This is a genomic window from Lysinibacillus sp. FSL W7-1291, from assembly GCF_038593415.1.
GTDB lineage: Bacteria > Bacillota > Bacilli > Bacillales_A > Planococcaceae > Lysinibacillus > Lysinibacillus fusiformis_D.
In genome coordinates this window covers 704,109-725,980 of sequence record NZ_CP151994.1, presented here as the reverse complement: position 1 = coordinate 725,980, position 21,872 = coordinate 704,109, and the positions used below count along the sequence as shown (strand labels likewise).

At 38.9% G+C, this 21,872-nt stretch carries 18 protein-coding genes; 2 read left to right on the top strand and 16 right to left on the bottom strand.

Annotated features, from left to right (window positions below; all coding sequences use genetic code 11):
• Nucleotides 1–3 precede the first annotated feature (3 nt).
• From NST76_RS03325 to NST76_RS03295, 7 genes are all read right to left on the bottom strand, one after another.
• Nucleotides 4–369, bottom strand: a complete 366-nt coding sequence (locus NST76_RS03325; protein ID WP_036120921.1) for a YisL family protein — start codon at nt 367–369, stop codon at nt 4–6.
• Nucleotides 370–549: 180 nt separating this feature from the next.
• Nucleotides 550–1,452 carry a fumarylacetoacetate hydrolase family protein gene (locus tag NST76_RS03320; protein ID WP_342544627.1) on the bottom strand — a complete coding sequence of 301 codons (903 nt, stop codon included), beginning with the start codon at nt 1,450–1,452 and terminating at the stop codon, nt 550–552.
• 124 nt (nt 1,453–1,576) lie between these two features.
• Nucleotides 1,577–2,743, bottom strand: coding sequence for a DUF418 domain-containing protein (locus tag NST76_RS03315; protein ID WP_058843815.1), 1,167 nt, complete (start codon nt 2,741–2,743; stop codon nt 1,577–1,579).
• A 79-nt stretch (nt 2,744–2,822) separates the two neighbouring features.
• Nucleotides 2,823–6,542: a helicase-exonuclease AddAB subunit AddA gene (addA, locus tag NST76_RS03310; protein WP_342544626.1), complete on the bottom strand. Its 3,720-nt coding sequence runs from the start codon at nt 6,540–6,542 to the stop codon at nt 2,823–2,825.
• A 1-nt stretch (nt 6,543) separates the two neighbouring features.
• Nucleotides 6,544–10,053, bottom strand: coding sequence for a helicase-exonuclease AddAB subunit AddB (addB, locus tag NST76_RS03305; RefSeq protein ID WP_342544624.1), 3,510 nt, complete (start codon nt 10,051–10,053; stop codon nt 6,544–6,546).
• Between the two features lie 236 nt (nt 10,054–10,289).
• On the bottom strand, nt 10,290–10,928 hold the full coding sequence (locus NST76_RS03300; RefSeq protein ID WP_170829911.1) for a TVP38/TMEM64 family protein: 639 nt from the start codon (nt 10,926–10,928) through the stop codon (nt 10,290–10,292).
• 11 nt (nt 10,929–10,939) lie between these two features.
• Nucleotides 10,940–11,491, bottom strand: coding sequence for an XRE family transcriptional regulator (locus NST76_RS03295; protein WP_036120940.1), 552 nt, complete (start codon nt 11,489–11,491; stop codon nt 10,940–10,942).
• A gap of 123 nt (nt 11,492–11,614) precedes the next feature.
• Between NST76_RS03295 and NST76_RS03290 the strand changes: the two genes are divergently transcribed.
• Together NST76_RS03290 and NST76_RS03285 are read left to right on the top strand one after the other, a co-directional pair.
• Entirely contained in the window at nt 11,615–12,349 is a 735-nt protein-coding gene (locus NST76_RS03290; RefSeq protein WP_051891627.1) for an AzlC family ABC transporter permease, read from the top strand.
• Nucleotides 12,346–12,672 (top strand): AzlD domain-containing protein, encoded by a 327-nt coding sequence (locus tag NST76_RS03285; RefSeq protein ID WP_036120943.1) that lies wholly within the window; start codon nt 12,346–12,348, stop codon nt 12,670–12,672. The genes NST76_RS03290 and NST76_RS03285 overlap by 4 nt, the downstream gene beginning before the upstream one ends.
• Before the next feature lie 33 nt (nt 12,673–12,705).
• Here NST76_RS03285 and NST76_RS03280 read toward each other — a convergent pair whose 3' ends face one another.
• The 9 genes from NST76_RS03280 to NST76_RS03240 all read right to left on the bottom strand — a co-directional run bounded on the left by NST76_RS03280 (nt 12,706) and on the right by NST76_RS03240 (nt 21,829).
• On the bottom strand, nt 12,706–12,927 hold the full coding sequence (locus NST76_RS03280; protein WP_036120955.1) for a DUF2198 family protein: 222 nt from the start codon (nt 12,925–12,927) through the stop codon (nt 12,706–12,708).
• Nucleotides 12,927–14,108 carry a PDZ domain-containing protein gene (locus tag NST76_RS03275; protein WP_036120958.1) on the bottom strand — a complete coding sequence of 394 codons (1,182 nt, stop codon included), beginning with the start codon at nt 14,106–14,108 and terminating at the stop codon, nt 12,927–12,929. Before NST76_RS03275 ends, NST76_RS03280 begins: the two co-directional genes overlap by 1 nt.
• A gap of 122 nt (nt 14,109–14,230) precedes the next feature.
• Nucleotides 14,231–15,673, bottom strand: coding sequence for a S41 family peptidase (locus NST76_RS03270; protein WP_089934825.1), 1,443 nt, complete (start codon nt 15,671–15,673; stop codon nt 14,231–14,233).
• 323 nt (nt 15,674–15,996) lie between these two features.
• Nucleotides 15,997–16,584, bottom strand: coding sequence for a redoxin domain-containing protein (locus NST76_RS03265; RefSeq protein WP_036128486.1), 588 nt, complete (start codon nt 16,582–16,584; stop codon nt 15,997–15,999).
• Nucleotides 16,581–17,213, bottom strand: coding sequence for a hypothetical protein (locus tag NST76_RS03260; RefSeq protein WP_036128484.1), 633 nt, complete (start codon nt 17,211–17,213; stop codon nt 16,581–16,583). The genes NST76_RS03265 and NST76_RS03260 overlap by 4 nt, the downstream gene beginning before the upstream one ends.
• 260 nt (nt 17,214–17,473) lie before the next feature.
• The gene (locus NST76_RS03255; RefSeq protein WP_249646027.1) at nt 17,474–18,781 is read right to left on the bottom strand and encodes a M23 family metallopeptidase; all 1,308 of its coding nucleotides are present in this window, start codon (nt 18,779–18,781) and stop codon (nt 17,474–17,476) included.
• Nucleotides 18,782–18,835: 54 nt separating this feature from the next.
• On the bottom strand, nt 18,836–19,720 hold the full coding sequence (gene ftsX / locus NST76_RS03250; protein ID WP_036120971.1) for a permease-like cell division protein FtsX: 885 nt from the start codon (nt 19,718–19,720) through the stop codon (nt 18,836–18,838).
• The gene (ftsE, locus tag NST76_RS03245; RefSeq protein ID WP_036120973.1) at nt 19,710–20,396 is read right to left on the bottom strand and encodes a cell division ATP-binding protein FtsE; all 687 of its coding nucleotides are present in this window, start codon (nt 20,394–20,396) and stop codon (nt 19,710–19,712) included. Before ftsE ends, ftsX begins: the two co-directional genes overlap by 11 nt.
• A gap of 242 nt (nt 20,397–20,638) precedes the next feature.
• Entirely contained in the window at nt 20,639–21,829 is a 1,191-nt protein-coding gene (locus tag NST76_RS03240) for a DUF4097 family beta strand repeat-containing protein (protein ID WP_036120976.1), read from the bottom strand.
• Between the last annotated feature and the right edge of the window lie 43 nt (nt 21,830–21,872).

Genomic DNA, 21,872 nt, shown 5'->3' with positions numbered 1-21,872 from the left:
TTATTATGCTAGGAAATTAATGTTTAATGGTAGCTTAAAGCCTAAGAACAGCGTGATAAATAGGAATACTGCGAATAATGCCCAAAACATCCCTGTTGGTTTGTTTTTCTTTTGACGCACTAATACCATTTCCATCATACCAATTACTAAAATACCGAATAAAAATTTCAGTCCGTACATCATCGGGTCTCCAGCCTGATATTTAAAGAATAATGCCCCACCTGTGATGATAATTAATACGTAGAATAGACGTAAAGCCATATGTAAGCCCTTTGATTGCTTGCCCATTAGTGCAGCGATTAAAAAGATAACAATAGCAATAACCCACGTAGTAATATGCAAATGCGTTTGGCTAGTTAAAAAACTCATGTTTGTCCCACCTCATTCATTTTTCTATCAAACTCTATCCTACCATGCGATGGAAAGGGTTTCAAACATTACAACAGTGTTCACATAATTTACATCAATTATAGCTCGACATCTCACAGCCTATCGAGTGTAGAAAGAAAAAATCCGCGGAGTAAAGACTCACGCGGATGGTTATCGTCATTATTCAAAATGGTTGACTAATGTACCAATGCCTTGAATAGATACTTTTACTGTATCCCCAGCCTTTAAGAACTGTGGCGGGTTCATCCCTTTTCCAACTCCTGCAGGCGTACCTGTTAAAATAACATCTCCTGGCTCTAATGTTACATGTTGAGATAGAATAGATACTAAGGTTTCAACAGAGAACATCATATCCTTCGTAGAACCGTTTTGGCGTACTTCATCATTGACCTTTGTCACCACTGTTAAGTCTTGTGGATTTGGAATTTCATCCTTTGTCACAAGGTATGGTCCAAGAGGGCAAGTACCTTCCAAGCTTTTACCTAAGAAAAATTGTTTATGCTTGTCTTGTAAATCACGAGCTGATATATCATTAGCAATTGTATAACCAAATACATAATCAAATGCTAAATTTTTAGGAATATTTTTACCACGTTTTCCAATAACAATCGCTAGCTCACCTTCATAGTCCATTTTGGAAGAAAGGTCAGCATGAATGGAAATTGTTTGTCCATCCGCTGCAATAGCAGTTGGTGATTTTGTAAATACCATTAAATCTGTTGGTGCTGCTTCTGCACCCATTTCTTTGGCATGTTCATCATAGTTTTTACCGATACACATAATATTTTTGGGTGTACGCGGAATTGGTGAAAGCCACTCGATATCTGTAAATTCACGTTTAAAACTATCGGCACAATCTGATTTTTCTGCTGCTTCTACTAATTTACGAATCTGTTCAACGAAATCAAAGCCTAAAGCAATGCCATCCACAATTGAACTTGAAAAAGAAGGGAGAACTTGAAGTTCATTTTGAATAGCGAGTACATCCCATACCGCTTCTTCTTTTTTTACTTTTGGTCCAAAGCTTACATGTCCACCTAATTTGAATGATAAAATTTTCATGATTTTAAGAGCTCCTTCTTTTTTCTACATAATACAACAATATGATAGAAATTGCCTTACTTTTGCGACAATAATTTTATAAGTTGTACTATCTTCATAAATTATGCATGTGAAGAGGCATATATTAACGTGATTCCACGTTTTGCTTATACGTTAATTTACGCCATATCGCCTCTAATGGTCCTTGTTTCCACTTAGATAACCAAACTTCAGCTAGGATCATTTGCACAACAATAATGCCGATAGCAATTAATACCCCTGTTTCCACAGTGACTTTACCGTACCAGCCAAAGCCAAATTGGTAGAATAAACAAGTACCTATAATAGATTGAAGAATATACATCGTTAAGGACATACGACCAATTTTAGCAAAAGGACTAAGTAACTTCGGTACAATTGGCACTAAGCAAAGTAACACAATGACCCCGATATACCCTACTGCTAAAATTGGACCACCTATGTATACCTTTAAATAATCTAGTAAATATGTTCTTGTAAACATAATTGGTAAACTTTTAACACCGATACCAATGACCAACCCCGTGATCGCTAATGTCAGCCAGAGCCATTTCAATTCTTTAGCTCGTTCTACTAGACGCCATTTTGACGCTGCAGCACCTATTAACATATAAGGTAAAATAGTGAACAGTGCTGCAAACCACATCCCTATGCCTGCCTGCGTCGATAAATCTGTTAAGCGTTGCATAAAGGCATCTACCCAATTGCCTGTACCATAAGCCGTAATAGCCTTCTCTACAGATACGATGTCTAAATAATCATCTACCTTGGTATTAAAAAGCATAATTCCTACAACGAATAACATAAAAACTTGCATTAAACCGTTAATAATAAATGCACTAGCTACTAACCAAATAGGACTAAAGCGTAGGAATAGCACTAAAAAAACGCCACAGAACGCGTACATCATTAATATATCGCCCCACCAAATCAGCACAGCATGTAGAAAACCAAAAACAAACAATACAGACAGTCTGCGAAGACCTAGTGTGTAAAAATTTTGTTCACGGCTCTGTGCTTTTTGCCACTGCATGGCAAGCCCATAACCAAATAGCATTGCAAATAATGGGTAAAAGCTTCCCTGCACATATATGTCTATATTTTTTTGCCAAACAATATCAGATGGTGTTGTAAACCACGATGCCAAATCAATATGCGGCATTGGCAAATAAAAGGTATACATATTTACAAGTAAAATACCTACCAAGCTAATGCCTCGTAAAATATCTAATGTTGCCATTCGTTCCTGCAACATGGTCGGTTTTGACTCCACGAAATAGCCTCCTCTTGACTAAATGCTATGGTGCAAGCAAGGCAAAAAAGGCTTGCCCTGCTTTGCCATAACAAGTTCTTTATGCCTGTACGGCCTGTTCATTATCGAATAAATATAATACTTTATCGCTCACATTGATGTGTAAAATTGATTCAATGGCCTCACTATAAACACGAAGCTGTACAGCATAACGATTTCGTATTTCCTTTGTCAGGGCAGGCTCCTGTGCAAAATGTGGCAGGATACGGTCAGTTTTATAATCTAGCAAGACCCAATCGCCATATTCATCTTCAAATAAGCAGTCAATGATCCCTTGTACAATTTGAGCATCGCCATCTTCATCAACTCTACTAATGGTAAAGGGCATTTCCCTCCGTATTTGCTTTGCCTTTTTGAACCGCTGCCCTATTTCTGTCTCAAAAAAATGAAAAATCTTCGCTAGTGGAACCATTTTTCCCTCTGCCTCAGTTAACAATTGTCTCGCCACTAAATCCTCTACAAAATCCTTCACATCTTGGATTTCAACAAAGCCATACTGTGGGACATGCTGCATCACTGTATGCACAGCTGTTCCAATTTCAGCACCTGTTAGCTGTTGTTCCTGTAAAAAGGCTGGTCGAGGTGCAATGGAAGTAGCTTTTTGCTTGGCAGGTGTGGCAAAGTAAAATTCAGGTTCCGCCTGGCGCTGTAAGTTTTCTAAGCGCTTAATCTCACTAACAGACGTTTTAGAACGTTTTTTTGTAGACCTTTGGTAGGCGTACTGCGCTTGAAAGCGTGACGTAATTTCATCTAGTAATGCCTCGTCCTCTGGCATCGTGAGCCATTGTTGTACTTCTTCATCCATCGCATGTATTTCATATGAATAATGGCTTGTGTTGATCGCTTGTACCGACCAGCGTGAATGATCTTCTAACGCCTTATAAGAAGTGGTAGCAACTGTAGTAAAGTCTGCATGCCTTGCCACCGCTGGTCCTACCCAATCCAAATAGCTATTAGCTCTTGCTCGCAAATATTCCTGTAGCGGCGCATCTATCGGTAAACTTTGTGCATCCTGCCAGTTGTCACGTGTTTTCTCCCAATTCTTCACAGAGCCCACTAAAATTAGACGTTCCTTCGCACGAGTCATGGCAACATATAAAACACGCATTTCTTCTGCACGCATTTCCAGCTCTTTTTTTTCTTGTAACGCTAAAAACGGTAAAGATGTATATGTGATGCGATTTTCTGGGTCAATAGCCTTGACAGCGAGTCCAAAATCTTGGTCGAATAAATAAGGTTGATGAAAATCCATTTTGTTAAACGGGCGTCCCATTCCTGCAACAAAGACTACTGGATACTCTAGTCCCTTTGAGGAGTGAATCGTCACAAGACGCACAACATCATCCTTTTCGCCAATTGATTTTGCAGTACCTAAATCATCCCCACGCGTACGCATTCGATCAATAAAGCGGAGAAAGCGGAATAGTCCACGAAAGGCCGTTTTTTCATACATTAATGCACGGTCATGTAAGATGCGTAAATTCGCCTGACGCTGCTTACCATTTGGCATTGCACCAACCATTTCATAATAATGCGTATCTAAATAAATCCTCCAAATTAAATCGGATAATGATCCACGACGTGCTAAATCTCGCCAGTTTTCGAAGGCCAGCATAAAGCGTTGAAGCTTTTCAAATGTAGTTGATTGCACGCCATGCCCTTCGCTACGAATAAATTGACGTAAAGCATCATAGAACGGTACCTTCTGATCGGCTAAACGAATTTTTGCCAACTCATTTTCCGTTAAACCAACAAACGGTGCACGCAGTACAGAAGCTAGTGGAATATCCTGATAGGGATTATCGACTACCTTCAAGACATTTAACATAATCATCACTTCAAGCGCATCAAAATAGCCTTTAGATGACTCAGCGTAGAGTGGAATCCCAGCCAGTTTAAATTCCTCCACTAAATCTGTCGACCATGTCATGGAGCGCATTAAAATCACAATATCACTATACTTTAATGGTCGCTCAGACTTCGTTTTCGTATCATAAACAGTTGTCCCATCTTCCATCATCAGTCGTATACGATCGATGATAAAGCGCGCCTCATATTGTGATTTTTTCAATTCTTCTAGCTCTGTAGTAGCTTCATTGCCCATTTCCTCAAGCTCTTCTGTTGCTTCCTCATCCTGTGGCGGATGCATCACTACAAGCTCAACAGGTATTTCTTTTTCATCATAAGGTGCTGCTGGCTTTAATGATGCATTGTCATCATAAAGAATCTCACCAACACGCTCTCCCATAATTTGTGCAAATACGTAGTTTGTAGCATTCAACACTTCTTTGCGACTACGGAAATTAGCATTTAAATCAATTCGCATTCCCGTTACATCAGGCATCTCCAAAAAATCACTATATTTTCGCATAAAGAGCTTCGGTTCAGCTAATCGGAAGCGATAAATACTTTGCTTTACGTCTCCAACCATAAACAGGTTGCCATTACTCTCTTCACCTATTTTGACAAGCTGTAAAATGGTTTCCTGTAGCATATTCGTATCCTGATATTCATCCACAAGTACTTCTTTAAAACGTTTTTTCATATCTAATGCAACTGGCGAAGGCTGAAGTTCACCATCTATTTCTACTGTCAAAATTTGTAACGCATAATGCTCTAAATCTGAAAAATCAATGATTCCCCGTTCTAGCTTAGCTAGGCGGAATTGTTCACTAAAAGTAGCAGTCAGGTCTACTAATGTGGCAATTATTGGCGCCATTAATCGTATTTCTTCAAGTAGGCGTGCAGGTGTACGAACAAAATACGTTTCTTTGATTTTATTCATTATTTTTTTAGCTGCTTCTCTTTTTTTCTTCGCAAGCTCCTGTAACTCTACATCTACTAATGCATCTTTGGATACTCGTTTTAACGTAGACCATTTGACCATCGCAAAAAAATCAAATAGCTCCTGCCATGTACCGTTTTGGCTAATTCGAATCCCTTCTTGAATCATGGCAAAATCAACTTCTGCCGTTTCAGCATAAGGAGCCGGTCCGTCTGGCTGTAATGTAATCGCCCGCATTTCTGAAATTAACACGAAGGCTTCTTCCAAACTATGGCGAACGGTCAATTTAACATATTGAGAAGGCTCTAGATCATCAATCGTTACATCCTCTGCTAACTCGTATACTTGAGGAAGACTCCATAGCCATTTTTGAGGCTCTGCATGTACACGTGACGTATCATATAGTTTACTAATCAGCGTTTCGATTGCTTGATCATCACGATCCGAAGTAAAGCTATCAACAAGGCGATAAATAGCCTGTACTTGAGCCTCATCCTCAGCATCATAGGCGTCTTCTAGAACATCCGTTAATACATCATCTCTTAATAAAGCGATTTCTGCTTCATTGGCGATACGAAAGCCTGGATCTATATCAAGCAAGTATGCATATTGCTTCACAATGGCTAAACAGAACGAGTGCAACGTGGAAATTTGCGCTTTATTGACAAGGCTAAGCTGGCGTCTTAAGTGATTAGATGTTGGATTTTCTGCGATTGCCTTTTCTAATGCCTCTGACATACGATGGCGCATTTCAGCAGCTGAAGCATTCGTAAAGGTCACTACCAATAGTTCATCTACATTGATAGGATTCTCGGTAGCAATGACTTTTTCAATCATCCGATTAATCAGTACTGCTGTTTTCCCAGACCCTGCCGCGGCTGAAACAAGTGTGTCTTGACCACTAGCATAAATCGCCTTCCATTGATCATCTGTCCACGTGACATCTGCTGGCTTAATAGGAATTGTTTGTGCCATGCTACTCCATCTCCTTCCGAATTTTATCAACAATGTCATTCGGCTTCGCTTGCGCCAACTGACGATAGCTTTGTTTACCATCTGAAGGATCAAATTGACAAACCGCGGCGAATTGACAGTAATCACATGCTGTTTTGGCTTTTAATTTATAGGGGCTAATGGCTGTATCACCAGATAAAATGCCATTCCCTGCTTCCTGATGTTTACGTCGAACGAAATGTTGTAACTTTTTCATATCATTGACAGGAACAATGCGTGATTGTGATTCAGACGGTGTCCCATCCTTTTTCATATATACAGGAATAATTTTTGAGTACCCACTACTTTCTTCTAATTGCTCGTCCATCGATAAAATCGCCTCAGCATTTTCTGACAGTAGGCCCTTCATTTTATATTGCTTTAATCGATCTTCCTCTATTTCACTATCTGTTAAATCCTTATCTAGCTTTAACATTGGATTATGGACATGGACATACAGTACTCCAGCTGGTTCAGTTTGACCAGGTAGCCAATAAGAGCTATTTTCCATTGCTACATCTAAATACGTAAGGACTTGTAAGGACAATCCATAATAAACCTCATTTAAGTCCAGATCTCGAGCTGATGATTTATAGTCGACAACCCGCAAATAAGAACGATCATCGATTGTTGCACTATCCACTCTATCAATACGTCCTCGCATAAACATTTTCTTGCCGCTAGTCAAATCAATTTCAAGCGGTGGTAGCTGTTCATGCTGCCCTGGACCAAACGACGCCTCAATAGCAATAGGCTTGAAGTGGGATACATTAGCATGCTGTGTCAGTGCAGTCATTGTGCGCTCAACAATGCGAATAAGCTTACGCTGAATATAGCGATAACGAGCACTCGACAATAAAATTTGATGTGAAAAGACAGGCACAATTTGCTCTACTGCTTGTCGTGCTAATTGTTTAATTTGCTGTGTTGTTAAACGAATCCATGATAACTGCTGGCGATGTGTTTCTTCTGTAATCCACTTTAATGCCTCGTGGAATAAATCACCCATCGCAAAGGTTTCAAGTCGGTATTCAGCACGTTCTTCTAAACGTAGACCATACGTAGTGAAATGAGAAAATGGACATCTAAAGTATTTCTCGATTCGTGACACACTTGATGTTAACTTCTGACCATATAATTCCTGTGTAATATATGTTTCAAGTGGCTCAGCTTCATTTTTATGGGTAATCGGATAGAGGACACGCTCAAAAATGAGTGCCCAATACGGATCTTGTTTATAAAATTTTTGTAATGCTAGCCATTCTGGTGCTAGTTCACGGCTATGCTCAGCTTGACGTAACTGCACCATCAGATGCGCTAAAGCCGTACGAGGGTGGCGTAAATAGGGTAAAACATCTCCGTTAAGTAATTCAATGGGATCCATCACCACTCGCTCAATGACAACTTCACTTAATAGACCAGCTGTTTTATCATTGCCAATCATTTTCTTAATATAAAGAGAGGATAGCAGTGCCTTGCCCTCTTCATCTGCCGTAGGATATGTCATATACAACTTGTCAGATGGTGTTGTAATAGCACGGTAGAATAAGTAATTTTCCTGTAATAAACGATTGGTGGAGGTTGGTGCAAGCTCGTAGCCAATTTGGCTAAACCATTCTCGCTCTGTATCTGACAATAAACCCTCATATTCCATTCGAGTTGGATAAACACCATCATTCATACCCACTACAAAAGTAACTTTGATATTAGACAATCTGGCTAAATCAACAGTAGCGACCATGACCTCATCTAAGGTCGGCGGAATGCGAGAAAATTCTAGCGTATCAAACCCTTCATCAAGAATTTTAGCTGCTTCCTCCAAAGTCATTTCTTGCTCCCCAAACATATAGACGAATTGGTCAAGAACACCAATCCATTCGTTCCAAGCTTGCTCATGTTCACTCGCTGCTAATGCGTCACCTCGCTCTAGCTCACGATCTTTCATTGCTTGAAGCTTATCATAAACCTGTAATGACTCCACTAGCTCAAATAATGCAGTCGCAATATCTCTACCCGTTTTCGCACTATCAAGCTTATCTTGTAAATTCTTTAACGGTAGACGAATTTCATCTCGAATAGCCTCGATTTCCGCCTGCATAGCACGTTCCTCATCTGTTTGAACACGCGAATGGAATTCTAATCCACGATACTTTTTATAAAACCAACGTGCCTCCTCAAACCACCGTTCTCCATAGATGCCTTGTGCCAAGCAATAGTTTTCTAATCGATCTGCTCGCTCACGCCAGATGGTTAGCTCAGCATGTAATGGGAAATATAAATCTGTTTTCACACTACGGAAAACAGGTTCGTACTTCCAAGTAGACGTCATGACCTCTAGTGCAGAACGACTTAGCTCGATTAGTGGATGATGTAACATCGTCTTTTTTGTATTTGTAAAAATAGGAATTTCATATTGTTGGAAAATACTTGTAATAAGTGGATCATATAGCTCTGCTTGTCTATATAAAAGAACTATATCCTGATAACGATAACCGTCTTCTCTTGTCAGCTTTGTTATTTCCCGGGCAATCGCATGTACTTCGGCTCGACGATTAGACGCTTCAAGTACCATCACATCTCCAGAAGATTTTTTCGTTTTAGGCACCAAATCAGTAAATTTAGCCTCCACATGCTGCAAATCTTCAGAATGGAACCTTTTAGTATTGTAAAAATGTAATGGTGCATCAACATCGATGCCCTCTTCATTTGCGATGTCATGCAACCGTTGATTTGTTAAAGCCGCCTCATGGAATAGTGCCTGTTCATCAAACGCTTCATCTGAATGATCAAACGGAAGAACAATTGTTACTTGTTTAGTTACTTTTAACAACTCACGTACTAATTCTAACTCCCGTACAGTGAAGGCGGTAAATCCATCAATATAAATGGTTGCTTGCTTCATCGTATCAGCATACTTCAATTGCTCTGTTAAAATTGGATAATAGCCCTCACTGTCGACATATGTCGTGCCTAGTCGTTCCTCTAAGGCCTGTAACACTACATGTAAATCATTTGCTTTAGCCTGTAAGGTATTTGGAGCATCAATTGCCTTTAATGATTCCGTTACCTCTGCTAAGACTGAGCTATTGACGCTATAGCGGCTAAATTCTTTTAAAAGTGTTTCAATCTCCTCCGTAAAGCCACGTTTTCCTGCTGCTTGTCGAAATAAGGAAAACTCACTTTTTTGTTCCTCTAAAAGTTTACGAATGAGCATTCGATAGCCATAGCCATTCACTTCTTTGCGAGCAATCCCGCCAGTTTCCTGTAAAACCAGCCACGCTAAACGCTTAAACGTCATCACTTGTGCACGGATCAAGCCTTGTAAACCATGCTTATTCGTCAACTCATATTCTGTAGAATAAGACATCTGGTCGGGGACAATTATGAAAATCGGATGTCCCAATGGCTCCGTTTTAAGCTGTTCAATGATCTCCTGATGAATAAATGCGGATTTTCCTGTTCCTGAACGTCCTGAAACAATACGCAATGACATATTCTTTCCCCCTCCTCATTGACTTGCCCATTTTGGGTGAATCTTTTGATGATTTGATTATTTGATACGCTTTTTGAGCATTTCCTTTGCTAGTTAGTTAACGTACCTAACTTTAATCGTCTATCTTAAATTCTATCGAAAAAAACTAGTAAATACTATCTATCAACCTTCATGTGAGAAGATAATGACACAAAAAAACAGCCTCTTTAAAAATTAAAGAGGCTACAAACAATTGGTTAGCGAGCATGATGATCCTGATTTTTCGTCAATTTTCGCGCTTGCTTCAAATCTCTTTCCACACGAGCGTTCAAGCGCTTCTCTATCAGCTTACCGACCCACCATAAAATTACGATGGCTACAGCAGCAATGACCAATCTGACGGGGCTTGTCAATAACGATTTTAAGTCATAGCCCAACACACTCATGCCTAAAATCATCACGAACTTCCCAGCCAATAAAACGACTAAGTAAAACTTTTTATGAATATGGGATAACCCTGCTACAATATTGACAATAACAGATGGTGTAAAAGGGAAACAGAGGAGGACAAAAAGAGGGCTGATGCCATTCATATCCACCCATTTAATAAGTTTCTGAACTTTTTTACTGCCTGTTAAAAATCGTAATCTTGGATGCTTGCCAAAATGGCGAACAAGCAAGAAGACAGCATAGGAGCCCGCTACAGAGCCTAACCATGATAATAAGAACCCTAACCATAAGCCAAATGCACTTGCATTCGCTACAACAAATACGACTAATGGCAGAAAAGGTAAAAACGCTTCTAAAAATGGTAGCAGTAAACCAATGATTGGGCCAAATGTTCGATATTGTGCCGCAACCTGTTCAATATTTTCTACAGTAAACCATTCACTCAACATCGACACCTCTATTTATACTGTAAAATTAAATGAAAAATTGTTAGCCCTTCCGAAGTATTGCGATATTCATGGGGTTGATGCCCTGAGAATACTAGTGTATCCCCTTCATCCAGTAATTCATGCATATCCCCAGCAGAAATAACTGCTTGTCCTTTGATGACCATTACAGTTTCCTCTACCCCTTCTGTATGAGCTTCACTCTTACTAATTGCGCCTGGCTCCATTTCAACCTTATAAAATTCCCAGCCTCGCTCAGGATTATACGGAATAATGGAGTAGACACGATAACGTCCCTCATCTTCATCCACATGCGGCACATCCTTACTGCTATAACGCATGTAATGAGCGGTTGGTGGCTGTAATAATGAAGAGAATGATATGCGCATACCAGCTGCGATTTTCCAAATTGTTGAAACAGTCGGATTAGCCTCACCCTTTTCAATTTGTGCAAGCTGTGCTTTACTAACACCTGTCGCTTTAGCTACGTCATCTAGACTTAGATGACGCTGCTGTCTAATTTTCTTTAATTGAAATGCTAAATTTCGACTCATTTGTTCCATTTTAATCACCAATTTCTATTGTTTATTTTATCAGACATATGTATACTTTAATAAACATCAAGAACTATCAAACAATTCCATCAATAGTATACATGGAAATGATTAAGAAAGGATGGCCTATTTATGACAAGTACAACAGAGCTTCATCATGATGATTCCATAAGCCCTTCCAACGACAGCTTTCTACAGGGCGTCAAAGATTGCGTACCTACTTTACTCGGTTATATTAGTATAGGACTTGCATTCGGTGTTGTAGGTTCCGCTTCTGGATTATCTGTCCTTGAAATTGCCCTGTTAACGATACTTATTTATGCAGGATCTGCACAATTTATTTTTTGTGCACTTCTTTTAACAAGCAGCCCTGCCTCTGCTATCATTGTAACCATTTTTGTAGTTAATCTACGCCATTTATTAATGAGTTTAACATTAGCACCTCATTTTACGCGCTACTCTATGCTTAGAAATGTTGGTTTCGGTACATTATTAACGGATGAAACCTTTGGTGTCGCAGTAACAAAGCAAATGCAAACAGGCAAATTATACGGCAAATGGATGGATGGGCTTAACATCACAGCCTACATTTTTTGGATTCTCTCCTGTGTTGCAGGTGCCTTTTTAGGACAATGGGTAGCAAATCCCGAAAAATGGGGCCTAGATTTTGCTTTAATTGCCATGTTTGTTGCATTGTTAGTACTGCAATTGAGCAGTGTTGGCAAAAGCAAAATCATGCATTATATCAAGTTAATCGGCTATATGACAGTTATTATGTATGGCCTTTCTTATCTAGTGCCTTCACATGTAGCTGTGCTTCTAGCAACAGTCATTGTCGCAACAATTGGGGTGGTGACAGATAAATGACAACAACTTCTTATATGGTCTGGCTTATTATTGGCTGTGCACTTGTTACATGGCTGCCGCGTGTCATTCCATTTATTTTTGTACGTAGTGTAACACTCCCTGATGTTGCACTCAAGTGGCTCAGCTTTATACCTGTTTGTATCTTAAGTGCTCTTGTAATTGAAAACTTATTCGATACTGAAAGTGGGAAAGTAGTGACTCTTGATTGGCCCGTCTTTGTTACATTTGTGCCAACTCTTATTATTGCACTTATCACAAAAAGTTTATCGATTACTGTCATTGCAGGCGTAATCATTATGGCAGCTGTTCGATTTTTCATGTAAAAAGGTCAATCCCCTTTGAGAGGACTGACCTTTTTATTTCTTCATTTTACTAGCTAACCAAAAGCCTACGGTTAATGAAAATGCATCCATCACATAAATAATAGGCGAAGATGTATAGCCTGCATAAACAGAAGCTGCGATAAGTGCAATCGCTAATAACAGCGCAACATAGCGATTATAGGTAATTCTTGTAAACAATAAGACAAGGATCGCTGGTATAAATAGCGCTAATATCATTTTTCCAAAAACATCCATTATATTTCCCTCGGCTCAGCTAGTAATAAACCAATACGGTAATGATCATTGCTGTAAATCACATGCTGTGTTAAACGAATTTCATTGTTGCGGTCCAACACTTCTAGACGACAGTGTGCTGCATTTAATTGCAATGCCTCGTATAGCTCATTCTCTGTAAAAATAGATTTTCCATTTACTTTACGAATACATTCCCCTGCAAGCAAGCCCATTTTTTCTGCTGGCGAATCAGGAAGAACAGCTGCGATAATGGCACCCTTTGTACTTGGTGCAACGGCATAATGATCTGTTTTATCCTGCTGTGCAAAGTAGATAGAGATGATGATACGTATAATTGCCCCAACACCAAGTACGATGAAACCGATCATCGGCTCAAAATAAGCAGCTAAGCCACCTATTAAAATAAGCTCTCCAAGCAATAAGACAGATCGCCCTATTTTAGGTAATTTTATGACTGGTAATTCCTTTCTTGATAGCTTAGCAAAGCCAATGATAAGAGGGAATAAAACAAGTGCAAAGCTACTATCACCTATCGTAAACAGTGGCCAATATGGCAATACAGCCGATATAGCATCACCAGGCATAACAAAGAAAATAGGTAATACCCATACATTTTTTGTGCGATAGACAATAGCCTGCATACCCCGCTTTGTTTTCTCTATGGAAGGCGTTGATACCTTCATAGCAGCACGACGGATTAATAGCCCCTCTGCGATAACACAAAGGCCTGCCAAAATGGTAATCGTAACAATTGCGCCATCCTCTAAATTGCTCCCCTCCAAGGAAAATATCCACCAAGTAAATGTCCAATTGTAATAGGACATGGCCCATATCACAAGTGTTGCAATACCCATTGTCACAATGGGCGATAGTGCATTAATAAGGTACAGGACTAGCGCTACTATAGAAATTACTATTAAAATGATTAAAAATTCTTTTGGTACAGTAAGCCCTGCGACAATACTGATAAGAGAAATGAGCAGTGCATAAAGCCATCCATCTTTCCATTGTCCGATTAACTCTGTCCAGCCCCAAATAATACGTCTATTAAAATATTTACGCTCCTGTTTTACACGACGATATCCTAAAAAAATAGCAAATATTATGACTATATACAGTAATGGGTTGAGTAAAAAGCGGCCAATCGCTGTTACAATTTCTATTAAAATCTCACTAACCATACGAACACCCGCCATTTCTATCTTGAATACTATGAATTTATTGTATCAAACGACTACACTCTTGCGTAGTACAAACTCATCGAAAGCTTTGTATTATGTTATTTTTGTTCTGTCAGGTAGGTTTATTGTTCAATAGTGTGCAGTAAAAAGCTAGTGGCCATCTGGAATTGCTGGTCATTTTGACGATCTGCTTTATAATTTTTTAATGTCTCATTTAAGCTATTGAAGAAAGTTGTATCCATATAAAATTCATCTTCTGCTAATTTTAATTTTTTCTGTTTGCGATAAAGGTTGACGGCCTCTGCAGTCGTTTCATCCATATAGCCATCTAAACGATCTATTTGATAGCCTAGTTTCTGTAAGGCAGTTTGTGAATAGGCGATCTCCTCACTCATATCACCGACTTTAAATTTACCTGTTAGTGGATGTAGTTGAAAAGCAAATAATTCATTTTGCTCAATTACTAAACTTGCTTCAATGCCTTGCCCATGAATCCATTCGCGTTTTGGTGTCAGCCATTTATTAGTTGATAATTTCAGCTCTCCACCATTTGATAGCTCCCAAGATTCCTGCACAGTCCCTTTCCCAAAACTCTTGACACCAATCAGTGAAGCACGTCCCCAGCCTTTTAAAGCACCACTCAATACTTCACTCGCTGAAGCACTACCTTGATTTTGTAAGACAACGATTGGGATTTTGTTCATCGTTGCTACATATTTTTCATCAAAGCCTTTCGTTTGCGTTTTCAATGGTTCCATAGCACCTTCCGCATTTTGCATATATGCAAATACCTTGCCATTGTCCAATACCGTGCTCAGTAGCGCTGCGACGCTATGTAAATAACCACCTGGATTATCACGTACATCAATCACAATACCTTCAACATCTTTACGAAGCAATTTACTCGTTTCAGCAACCCATTCATTGGCCGTTTTTTCCCCAAACAATGAGATAGCCACATAGCCAATGGTTGTGTCTTCTACTTTTATAACCTCACTCGATACCGTTTTATTAGAGATTGCAGCACGTTCCATTGTCATCTTAATATGTTTATCCTCACTCGGACGGTAGACAACAATAGTTACCTTCGACCCTTTTTCACCTTGAATTAAATGCATTAATTCACTCATCGTTTTCCCATCTACACGCACTCCATCAACTTGTACAATTTCATCGAGTGAACGCATACCAGCTTTCTCAGCAGGTGAAGAACGAACTGGAGACACAACAATAAACTTCCCTTTATTTTCTGCTAGTTCAATCCCAATACCTACCCTTTCCTCAGCCAGCATTTGCCGATGTTGCTCGGCCTCTTCCTGGGAGTAATACGTACTATATGGATCCTTAATGGCATCAGCCATACCGCGAAGAGCCCCCTCCACTAATGCATCCTTTTTTGTGCTGTAGACTGATTTTTCTTCAATAAGTGTCATGGCTTCACCAATTGTATCAACCTCCGTAACAAGCTCCTTTTTATCGTCACTAGAAAACCAATCAAAGTAAATACCACTACCTACCACCAAACTACTAAGCAGGACTCCGACACCGGCCGTTAATTTGCGCAATTCTTCCCTCCTCCGTCTCTTTTACTGTATGACTCTATTTTTTCAAACATACAAGATTACCTTTCAAATTTATGAAGAGAGAATATTTCACTTTTCTCATGGGTGTTGGTTGTTGCTTCGAGAGTATTTTCCCTGCCTTCGCGAGTATTCCCTCTGGCTCCGCGAGTATTTCCTCTGACTCCGCGAGTATTTCCTCTGACTCCGCGAGTATTTCCTCTGACTCCGCGAGTATTTCCTCTGACTCCGCGAGTATTTCCTTAATTCTTATAAAAATAAAAAATCTGCTCGTTTCTACTATAGAAAACGAACAGATTTTTTATGAATTAATCTAGTGCATCTACATAATCATTTAACATATCTACATCCATTGGTCCTCTGATGGCGCGTTGGATATAGCCGTTGGAATCAATAAAATAAGTGGTTGGAATGGTGATGATTTGATAATCTAAGCCAGCGTCATTGTCTGGGTCCAATAAAATGGGGAATGTTAGCTCAAAGCTATCTCTAAATGTCATCACTGTGTCTACTTTGGCATCGGCAGTCACATCCCGTTCTGCACTTGTTAAATTGACAGCTATAATTTCAACGTTTTTCTCTTTAGCATACTCATCGTAGAAGCTTTGCATATGCGGCATTTCCGCCTTACAAGGTGGGCACCATGTCGCCCAGAAATTTAGTACAACCTTTTTTCCACGCAAATCACTTAATGTGATATCTTCTCCGTCTAAGCTTGTTAAGGTGAAATCAGGCGGTATATCCCCTTTTTTTAAGCCCGTTTCTAGCTCCTCCATATCCTTACCAAGAGCAGACTTTTCAATAGCACGTTCTTCGTTAATTTGTTGTCTCACATATGTACCAATCATCGCAATCACTAATAGCACAACGATCAGTAGCCCAATATTTTTTTTCATTCTTTACCTCCCACATTGATTCGTTCATATTGAATGGCTAATCCCAAACAAAGTAGTACTACACTCACACCCACAGTTGTTTGCCATATACCAAGGGTTTGGAAGAGAGCTACGATCAAATAGCCAACTGTATACAATAATAAAGCTTGTTTCATCGCTGCTAGTTTCCATAATATGATGATGGTTAATACACTTAGCACAACTAATGTAATGATTTCACTCGATGTAGTGTTGTCATTGAGTAGCACGACAATCATTTGGTAAATAGATTGCGTTAAAATAATAGCCCAGCTACAAGGGATAATATCTTGTTTTTCAAACTGAAGATTGTGCCGCTTTCTCCATATTTGTAAGGACACTACGATGACGCCGAGATAAACACCTATTGTACCGCCATTGAAATAAAGTAATGACATTGGATTATTCACAACAGCTTTGAAATCAGTCACAAGTAGGCTTAGTTTCCAAACAATGAGAAATGTAAAAATCGCATCAGCATATACTTCAGACCATTTTTTTGAAAATTGCACGCGTAATATGAGCCACACTATAAAAAATGTAATGAGTAAAGCCACTGCAGTAGCTGGTAAAGTTAGTGCTCGAATCGAGTACCACTCTGTATTAATCACTCCAACAAATCCTCCTCCGAAAGTTAGATACAGCATAGCATAGAACCCTTTTAAAATAAGAATATTTCACACTGTGTTCAGAAAATCTTCAGAAATTAACATCTGTTAAAAATACCCCACTATGTATATATTCATCATAACATTAAATAAAATCTTATAATAGCCGTTACTCATAGAGGAGGGAGTTCTTATCTTCTAAAGATATAGATGAAATAAAAAAAGCTATACACTAGAATTCTCTAATGTATAGCTGTTCTATTTTACAATGGAATATATTTTAGTGGGTTTACACTGCCCACAGCTTGTCCTCGCCAAGGACCAATATGCACTTCAAAGTGTAAGTGAGGGCCAGTAGAGCGACCTGTACTACCCATTGCTGCAATTTGCTGACCTTGTGTTACTTCTTGTCCTACACTAACATTAAATGCACTTAAATGGGCATATACTGTTGTATAAATTTGTCCATCAACTGAGTGCGTTAAAATGACAACATTACCATAAGAACTAAGTGGTGCTGCATAAGAAACTACACCATCCGCCGCTGCCCAAATCGGTGTTCCTGTTGCATTTGCAAGGTCCACACCGTAATGGAATTCAGGGCCTGCTCCAATATTACGCCAGCCATAAGGTGATGTTAGACGGCCGTTTGTTGGTTTAATCCAAGTACCATTTGATTGAGGCGCGTTCACAGTACCACCTGATGAACCACCACCATTGTTGGCTGCTGCAGCCGCTGCCGCCGCAGCAGCTGCTTTACGTTTTGCTTCTTGTTGGCGAGCAATTTCAGCTAAACGTTTTTGCTCAGCAATGATTTGATCTTGTAATTCTTGGCTTACTTCTAATGCTTCTGAGTACTCTTTTTCAAGTAATACTTTTTCAGATTTGAGCTTTTCTTGCTCTTTTTCTAATTGGTCAACTAGTTTATTTTTCTCAGCTTTTTGGCTATCTAAAGATGCCTTTAATTGTTCAAGCTCAGCTTTCTTGCCTTCCAATTTTTGACGTTTTTCTTCTACACTTTGCTTTTGCTCTTCTAACTGTTGTTTATCATCTTTTTGATCTTGAATAATTTGACGATCCGCTTCTAATAGTGCATTAACTGCAGAGAAGCGATCAATGAAGTCTACAAAGCTATTAGATCCAAGCAAAACATCTAAATAGCTTACCGAGCCACCAGCTTGAATCGCACGTGCACGTTCTTGTAATAATAAATCTCGCTCTTCAATTTTATGCAGAAGTTCTTTAATGGAAGCTTCTAATTTTTTTATTTCTTCATTTGTTGTATGAATATCTGCTTGAACATTTTTAATATTACTATTGGTTTTGTCGATTTCAGCGTTCAATGCTTGAATTTGATCTAAGATTTTTTGTTGCTTTTCTTGATTAGCCGTGATGGCATTTGACTTATTACTAATGGATGAATTTAAATCATATTTCTTTGTTTCGATTTGTTTCTTTTCTTCTTTTAAATCCGATAAACTTGTTGCATATGCTGATGGAGTTTGGATAAAAAGAAATAGAGCAGATGCTGCTGCAAGTGTTTTCAATGTTTTTTTCGCCTTACTTTTCACCGATTGAACTCCCCTTCGACTATTCTTTTTCTTCTTCACAAATATCCGTTGTGACTAAATTTTTAAAAACTTACGCACTGACATAAAGCTTCCCCAAACACCGATAAGCACGCCAATGAGTAACAGGAGACCGCTCACCTGATACACAAGTGGAGAAAAATCAAGTAATTGAATTAGCTCACCTTGTAAACGTGGTGCAATAATTTTATATACATTGTGGTAAAGGGTTGTGACAACCGCAATCGGAATAATCGAACCTAAAATTCCGAGCCACATACCTTCCAATAGGAATGGGATACGTACGAATGAATTCGTAGCCCCTACAAGTTTCATAATTTCAATTTCATCTCTACGAGCAATAATAGTAATACGAATTGTATTCGAAATTAAGAAAATCGCCGTGAATAATAACCCTAAAATAAGTACGATGCCTACATTACGACTAATATTTAAGAAGTTAAATAGTTTTTCAACTTTTCCTTCGCCATACATAACGTCATACGTATACTCATATTTATCTATCGCTTTTGCAATTTTAGCTGTTTGCTGGGGATCAGCAGCTTTTACATAGATTACATTACGTAAAGGGTTGCTTTGTTCAAATAGCTTAAAATCATCACCAAAATCTTTTACTAACTTAGTTAACTCATCTTCCTTAGTGGAATAGGTCATCTCTGACACACCAGGCAATTTTTTGACTTTTTCGACGAGTGCTTTTTCTGCAGCTTCATCTGCTGTCTCATCAATTAAAACTTTAATCTCAACATCGTTTTCTAAATCAGTCGCTACTTTATTTAAATTCATCATAATAAGCGCAAAAACGCCTACTAGTATAAGCGTAACTGTTACGGCACTGACAGACGCAATGGTCATCCAGCTATTTCGGCCAAGTGATTTCACACTTTCCCGGAAGTGGCGCTTTACTGTATTAAATTTCATAGCCGTATTCACCTCCGTGTTCATCACGGACAATTAAACCGCCTTCAATTGCGATAACACGACGACGAATCGTATTGACAATTTCACGGTTATGGGTCGCCATCACAATGGTTGTCCCTCGAGCATTAATTTCCTCAAATAAATTCATGATTTCCCACGATGTTTCAGGATCGAGGTTCCCTGTTGGTTCATCTGCAATCACCACTTTAGGAACATTGACGATTGAGCGTGCAATCGACACTCGTTGCTGTTCCCCACCTGAAAGCTCATTCGGGAACATTCTTGCTTTATGCTTTAATCCCACCAGTTCTAATACTTCCATCACACGACGTCGGATTTCATCTGGATTTTCCTCAATTACTTCAAGTGCAAATGCTACATTCTCATAAACATTCAAACGAGGTAGTAATTTGAAATCCTGGAAAACTACGCCAAGTTGACGGCGCAAAAAAGGGACCTTCTTATTTTTTAATGTTGCTAAATCAATACCATTGACTATAATTTGCCCTGATGTTGCCTTTTCTTCACGATACATCAATTTAATAAATGTAGATTTACCTGCTCCACTTGGACCAACTACATACACAAATTCGCCTTGCTTTATATTAACGGAAATACCATTTGTCGCAACTACACCGTTTGGGTACTTCTTTGTCACATTTTTCATTTCTATCATGATTAAACCACCTAAAACTCTCATCTATGTAAGAGGTATTTCTTTTACTATTATAGCACTCTATTTCTGTTTTTTTATTACAGTTTCATTTCAATACGTGCCAGTTCCTTCTATTTCGTTCTTTCATTGCCATTATCATTAAAAAAATGACAAAAATAAAAACAGCAATCGACGATAAACCAAGTCGAATACTGTTTGAAATCGCAAGAAGCATTCAAGCTTTCGCCTGAATGCTTCCCATGTTACATTTGTTGTTCGTCCGTTGTTGTGTAGCGCACTAAAACGGCGCCAGTTTTCGATTCGCCTTCGATAAATAAGCGATTTGCACTTTCAACTTCTTTATCAAAGCGTACTACTTTGGATAGGAATTGGTCCTGTGACTCCATTTTAGAAACATCCTGAATGCCTACATCTACTTTCCCGAAATTCGTCACAACTTTACCACTTAATGAAATGGTACGTGGGACATATATTTCCACCGCTCCAGCAACTGTTTGAGCTTTTATTTTAGATGAATTTGTGGAACAAGTTGTTACCACTACATGTCCATTGACAGACTTCGCCTCTACCTCATCCAAAGCACCATCTAAATAGACACGTCCATTCAATGTTTCGGCCTCTAAATCCTTACCACGAACATTCGTTAATTCAATGGAACCATTAGAAGAGTCCACTTCCGCTTTTCCAAAATTAAACTTAGTGCCTTTAATAGCTCCGTTCAATGTTTTAACTTTTAATTCTTCAAATTCTATATCCTGTAGTGACGCACTACCATTCATGAGACGAACAGATAATTTTTCAAGTTTATCCTTAGGTACTTGCACCTTTACATTGACTTGAACAAGCTTTAATTGGCTTAAAATGCGAAGTGAACGCTCATCCTCTTTTACAACAAATTGCTCTAAAAAGTGATTGCGTGTTTCTTCCTCGCTCTCATTCATCAGCGGTGCTTTCACCTTACAAACTACCTGAATCGTATCTCCTTCACTGGCTTCCAATGAGAAATTACCATTTGGCAATTCAACAATAACATTGTCTACGTTAGCAGCTGCCACTTCTTCTGTATGTGTAAATTCAATTTTATCTCCAAATGGAGATGCTACATCAAATTCCTTTACCTTTTTAACAGCGGTATTCATCATATCCATAAAAAGAGAACCGATTTGCGTTAAATCCTTACGAAAATCTTGCATTTCATCTTGGAAATATTTCATAAAATCATCTTTTTTCTTGTCACCATCTTTTGATTTTTCTTCAAATAGTGACTCTTCTTTTTCAGTTGAAAAGGATTGCGCCTCTTTTGACACATCATCCATAACATTTTGAGTAGACTTGCCAGGTTGCTCTAATGCTTCTAGTAATGTAATCGCCTCTTGTGCCGAAATCGTTCCTTTTTCTACAAGTTCTAAAATTCGTTGACGTTCATTTTGCATAAATAAATAGCCTCCCTCAGTTCGTTATACTATTTATACGATT